This window comes from Methylobacterium sp. E-041 (genome assembly GCF_022829665.1).
Lineage (GTDB): Bacteria > Pseudomonadota > Alphaproteobacteria > Rhizobiales > Beijerinckiaceae > Methylobacterium.
In genome coordinates this window covers 1-5423 of sequence record NZ_JAKSYQ010000084.1, presented here as the reverse complement: position 1 = coordinate 5423, position 5423 = coordinate 1, and the positions used below count along the sequence as shown (strand labels likewise).

Here is a 5423-nt window from a genome sequence, read left to right as displayed (position 1 = left end):
TCGTAGCTTGGCCCCCGGCCAGGAGCGCTACGGCGGCGACATCGATCCGAGCGAGAGCCGATTGCTCAGCCCCCTTCGGGCGCAATGGAATGATCTCTCTGCTCATCGTCCCGCATCCGCTTATCGGGAGACTTGTAGCCCCGATGCCGGCATACAGCCTGCCAACGGCAATGAGATGTTCATCTTGCAGGCGGCCGCAATCTAGCGCCTCAGCGACCTGCCAGAGCACCCAATCCGAGCGTGTGGAGGACGCGCTCATGATAGAGTGTACAGTAGTTTTCAGCCCGGCCGCTTCCAAAACGAAACTCTGTTGCCGGTTCATTCCTGTCCCGCAGCCTCACTCCACGTTCGGTACAGATGGATCGAATGCCACAGCTACAGGATGGAAGGCGTGCACAAGGTCGACATCGAGGTGACCTTCCATACCCTTCAGGATAGCGTAGGCCTGCAGACCGGCCATCGGCGGTCTGTAAGGACGTCGTTCGACAAGGGCCCCGTAGATGTCGCAGACGGTAACCAACCGCACGAGATCGGGAATCTCCCAACCCTTGAGCCGATCCGGGTAGCCGGTGCCATCGAGCAGCTCGTGGTGCGACCGCACAGCTGCTAGCATCGTGTCATCAAACCCCTGGCCCACGAGCATGGCGTGACCGCGCGCTGGATGCGTGCGCATCACCGCCGCCTCCGCCTCGGTGAGCTTGCCCGGCTTGTTCAAGATCTCGGTCGGAACGTGGATCTTGCCGACATCATGCAGCAGGGCAGCCTTCGTCAGGCGATGGCGGTCCGCCTCACGTAGACCGAGCGCGGCCGAGAAGGCGGCAGCCAGCGAAGCCACGAGCAGGCAGTGCTGGTGCGTGGCATCGTCGAATTGTTGGACCACTCGGATCCAGTCGTAGATGCCACTCTCACCGACGGCACGCACGACGAGGTCAGTACCGATTTCGGCGATGGTGGGCGTGATCGGTCTTCCGGATAAGAGCACCTGCCGGAGGAATTGCCGCGCTTCGACAGCCCGCTCCCGCACAGCAACTGAAATCGGCCGGATCTCTACCTGGAGACTGCCCAGTGTGGCGAGAAGCTGCTGTGCGCTCGCCTTGGCGCCGAGTGTACCATTCGCGCCCAGAACCTGGGCTTGAGCCTCGGCACGGGCAACATTGCCATGGACCAGGAACAGGTATGGCACCCCTTCGTCGCGCACTTGTTCCAGGACTCGGCGTAGGCGAACGATGGCATCGGAGGTGAGTGCCTCGACGTCACTGACGATCAGTTTGGGGCGTGATGCCGGCAGCGTATCGCCATACAAGTCATGGATGGCGCCGCCGGTCGCGGTCCCAAGATCGCGTGTGAGCCTTTGAGCACGACGCAGGTCATCCGTGATCAGCAGAAGCTCGCCCATGGCTATTTCCGATCTGAGCGCGTCCTAAATAGAACGTCGGTGGGCTATCTGAGGCTCTTAGCGAACTCGCGGCGCAATTCCGGCACACGCGCCTACGGCTCGGTAGTCCGGGCCAGCGCTTCGATGCGCGACCCGACCGCCGTTTCACGGACCGCCATAACCCCGTCCCAGGCTGACGCGAAGGCCTCGACACAGGCCGGGTCGAAATGGCGGCCACTGTCGGCTTGGATACAGCGCAGCGCTTCCTCGACCGCCATGGCCGCCTTGCTCGATCTCGCCGGCCAGTGTCGTCGCCTGCTCGTCGAGGTGCCGCACCGCCTTCGCCAGTCGGACGAGGTTACCCACCCGCACATTTAGCTCGACCCCCTTCGCTCGCTTATCGAGGAAGTCGGTGGCACCCGCCTCCAGCGCGCTGAGCCTGACCGTATCGCACACATCGCTGGTAATCATGGCGACTGGCACCTGTGCGTAGTGCGGTATGGCGCGGATCTCACGGATAAAGGTGATCCCGTCCAGCTCGGGCATGTGCTGGTCAATCAACACAAGATCGAAGGCGCAGGTCTGGGCCTCGACCAACGCCGCGAGCGGGTCGCTGCAGGCGGTGACGATAATGCCGTCTTTGGCCTCCAGAAATTGTCGAAGACGAAGTAGCATCACCTTGCTGTCATCTACGAGGAGGACGTCCATAATTGTTTTCCGTCGGTTTGGTGGGACTGTGATGCGGTCTGAACCGGACGACGTGTTCAGGATGGATAGTCTTCAGCGAGCAAGCCTAGCCGCGAGAAGGTGTCAGCTAAGTGATACAAGATGCTGCGTAGAGTCTGGATCTCCGGCATCGAGCTGCCGGGCAGGACAGCGAGACAGTCGATTTCCTGCTCTAGATCCCGGCTCAGCTGCCGCAGCGAGCCTCCGCGTGATCGGATCTGAGGCCAGCGCGGCCCTGGATCGGTATTGGCAGTGAGGAGCTGCTCCAGCGCCGCCGCCAGCCGCTCAGCACCCGCTTAGTCAACACGGCGGGACAGCAGGTGAACCTCGGCCATGGTAAGCTCAAGCCGCCCGGACAGTGGCGAGGAAGCGCCCGACCTCGGCCGCGAGGGTCTCGGACTGGCGCGACAGCTCCGAGGCCGCGCCGAGGACCTGACTGGCAGCGGCGCCGGTCTCCTCGGCGGCGCCGGCCACGCCGGCGATGTTGCTGGTCACCTCGCCCGTACCCATCGCCGCCTGGCTGACGTTGCGCACGATCTCCTGTGTCGCCGCGCCTTGCTCCTCGACCGCCGCGGCGATCGAGGTCGCCACGTCGCTGATCTCCTGGATCCGTACGGTGATGTTACCGATCGCCGTCACCGCCTGACCGGTGGACGCCTGGATGCGTGCGATCTGTCCCGAAATCTCGTCGGTCGCCCGCGCCGTCTGCGAAGCTAGCTCCTTGACCTCGGCAGCGACCACCGCGAAACCGCGTCCCGCTTCACCGGCGCGGGCTGCCTCGATGGTGGCATTCAGTGCCAGCAGGTTCGTCTGTCCGGCGATGGTGGAGATCATGCCGACCACGTCGCCGATGCGCGAGACCGCCGTGCTCAACTCCTGCACCAAAGCGCCGGTTTGATCGGCTTCGGCGACAGCTTGCTGTGCCAGGGCGGCAGAGCCATCGACCTGGCGTCCGATCTCCTGTACCGATGAGCCAAGCTCCTCGGCCGCCGCGGCGACCGTGTTGACGTTGGTGGCGGCCTCCTCGGCGGCAGCGGCCACGGTCGTGGACTGGCTCGCTGTCTCGGTCGCCGTCGCGGTCATCGTCTGGGCTGTCGCCTGGAGCTCGGTCGCCGACGACGAGACCATGCCGATGATCCCGCCAACAGCGGCTTCGAAGCCGTCAGCCATCTGACGCATCCCAGCTTTACGCTGCTCCTCGGCTGCAAGACGTGCCTGCGCCGTATCTGCCTCCAACTGGCGGGTGCGGATCAGGTTGTCCTTGAACACCTGCACCGCGGTCGCCATTGCACCGATCTCGTCTCGGCGGCTCCGATAAGGCACCTGGGACTCTGCATCGCCGCTGGCGATGACTGTCATTGCCTTTGTCATGGCTTGGATCGGCCGCGACACGCGCAGCAGGCCGAAGGCGGCAGCAGCTATCGCAGTGGCAAGAGCCAGCACAACTGCAACGTAGGCGGCGGTCGTCGCAGCACCAATCTCGGCGGTTGCAGCGTCCGCATCGCGCCGGGCACTAACCTCGTTCAAAGTCACATCGCGCTGGAGGGCTGCACGCGCATCGTTGTACAGGCTGACCGCCTCTGGCGCACTCATCAGGGTGAGTGCGGCGGCCTGCCGACCAGCTTCCATCAGGCGGCGCATCTCCGCATCGGTGCGCTCAAAACGGCCCCAAACCATCGCGAAGGCATCGTAGAGTGCGCGTTCCTCGGGTGACGAGACCATCGGCTCGTAGGCTTGGCGGGCCGCGGCAAGCTTATCGTGCATGGCCGCCAGTTGGGCCTCATTTTCGGCGAGGCGGGCGGGCGTATCGGACAGGCTGAGTAGCCGCAGCTGCTTGATCCGCACCTCCGAGGTGGCTGCGCGGATTTCGTTGGTGGCGATGACGGAGGGCAACCAATTGGTCGTCACCTGCACGACGCTGTGGCGGATGCCAGCGAGCTTCAAGATGGAAAGGGTGCCCTGTGCCGCGCAGATCAAGGCGAGAAGGCCGAAGGCGATGGATAGCGTGGCCTTGAGGGAGAGGTTCGGGCGCATGCAGCCGGGTTCCGATCGTGACGGGCGGGTTGGATCGATGCCACGCTGCCACACGCCTGAGGCAGAACACGGATGTACGACAATCTCGTGCGAGAGCGCGGGATGTATGAACAGGGAAGCCTATCTAAGAGGCCGTTCTTACTGTCAAAATTAGGTTATAAATGATTAATTAAACCTTAATATGCAGGACAATCGATCGACAATACAAAGCTATCAAAAGATCAAATACTGAAATGGTCCTCAATGCACGCAAGGCCAATCTTATAAATTGATTGAATCGCGGGTTACTCGTCGGACGTAGGCGCGAAAACGCCGAGGCCCCGCAGGGCGCCAGGTAACAAGTCGTTACTTATCGAGCTGGGCTCGTAGCGCCCGCCACTGCTCCCAGCCGGGCGGCCGACCCGCCGCACGACCTCACGCTCGAATGAGATGAAGGCCTGAATACCGCCCTCGGTATCCCGCAACGGCCGGCAGTCGATCTCGGCCCGGTACTTGGCTCCGTCGCCGCGGTAGTTGGTGACGTAGCCGTGAAACCGCTCGCCTGAGGATAGAGTGCGGTGGAAGGCGTCAAGCGTCTCCCGGCGCGTCTCCTTGCCTTGCATGAAGCGCGGACTCTGCCCGACGATCTCGACCGGGTCCCGGCCGACTAGCTGCCCGAACGCGGGATTGGCGTAGAGGATGATCGGGCCCGGACGTTCGATCGCCGCATCCGTGACCACGATGCCGATCGAGATGTCGTGCGCAAACGCCTTGATCCACTCGACGATCGTCATTCAGCTCCAGCGCATGTGCCGCTCGCGTACGGTGCCGATCTTCAAGACAGCTACGGCCTCGACGTTCCATAGGACGCCCTTATGCGCACGGCCATTTCGTCGGGAAAACGGTCGATTTCCGGACATACGATATGATAGGACGGATGTCCAAGAAGGGTGGATTTCAGCTGGTCCGCTTTGGGGCAGCTATCCTCCAAAGCAGATGGGGTGGATGGCTCCCGCTCCGACTGACGGCATCTCGGTGCCAAGATGTGGTTGCTGTCAAAGCAGCAGCCACGCAGATGCAGGAGCCATCCCCATGGAGATCACCACCGTCGGCATCGATCTGGCCAAGAGCATTTTCCAGGTTCACGCCGTTGATGCAGCTGGGCACGTCGTCGTTCGCAAGGCGCTACGCCGGGCGCAGGTCGTGCCGTTCTTCGCCAAGCTGCCTCGATGCCTGGTCGGCATGGAGGCGTGCGGAACGTCCCATCACTGGGCCCGGGAACTGACGAAGCTCGGCCATGAGGTTCGGC

5 protein-coding genes and 1 pseudogene are annotated in these 5423 nt (G+C 63.0%); 2 read left to right on the top strand and 4 right to left on the bottom strand.

What is annotated here, in order from left to right:
* The coding region (locus MKK70_RS08075; RefSeq protein ID WP_243946756.1) for a hypothetical protein at positions 1–205 on the top strand (205 nt) is incomplete at its 5' end.
* Positions 206–337: 132 nt separating this feature from the next.
* Here MKK70_RS08075 and MKK70_RS08070 read toward each other — a convergent pair.
* The 4 genes from MKK70_RS08070 to MKK70_RS08055 all read right to left on the bottom strand — a co-directional run bounded on the left by MKK70_RS08070 (position 338) and on the right by MKK70_RS08055 (position 4908).
* A complete protein-coding gene (locus tag MKK70_RS08070) occupies positions 338–1396 on the bottom strand; it encodes an HD-GYP domain-containing protein (RefSeq protein ID WP_243946754.1) in 1059 nt (352 codons plus the stop codon).
* A gap of 144 nt (positions 1397–1540) precedes the next feature.
* Positions 1541–2083: a response regulator gene (locus tag MKK70_RS08065; RefSeq protein WP_243936508.1), complete on the bottom strand. Its 543-nt coding sequence runs from the start codon at positions 2081–2083 to the stop codon at positions 1541–1543.
* A gap of 360 nt (positions 2084–2443) precedes the next feature.
* Entirely contained in the window at positions 2444–4135 is a 1692-nt protein-coding gene (locus MKK70_RS08060; RefSeq protein ID WP_243946752.1) for a methyl-accepting chemotaxis protein, read from the bottom strand.
* Between the two features lie 284 nt (positions 4136–4419).
* Positions 4420–4908 (bottom strand): PAS domain-containing protein, encoded by a 489-nt coding sequence (locus MKK70_RS08055; protein ID WP_243934325.1) that lies wholly within the window; start codon positions 4906–4908, stop codon positions 4420–4422.
* 298 nt (positions 4909–5206) lie between these two features.
* Here MKK70_RS08055 and MKK70_RS08050 point away from each other — a divergent pair.
* A pseudogene (locus MKK70_RS08050) lies at positions 5207–5423 on the top strand (IS110 family transposase); the annotation flags it as partial.

Excerpts from the sequence above, each read along its gene's own strand:
- MKK70_RS08060 (WP_243946752.1), bottom strand. The coding sequence starts at position 4,135 with ATGCGCCCGAACCTCTCCCTCAAGGCCACGCTATCCATCGCCTTCGGC.
- MKK70_RS08070 (WP_243946754.1), bottom strand. The coding sequence starts at position 1,396 with ATGGGCGAGCTTCTGCTGATCACGGATGACCTGCGTCGTGCTCAAAGG.
- MKK70_RS08055 (WP_243934325.1), bottom strand. The coding sequence starts at position 4,908 with ATGACGATCGTCGAGTGGATCAAGGCGTTTGCGCACGACATCTCGATC.
- MKK70_RS08065 (WP_243936508.1), bottom strand. The coding sequence starts at position 2,083 with ATGGACGTCCTCCTCGTAGATGACAGCAAGGTGATGCTACTTCGTCTT.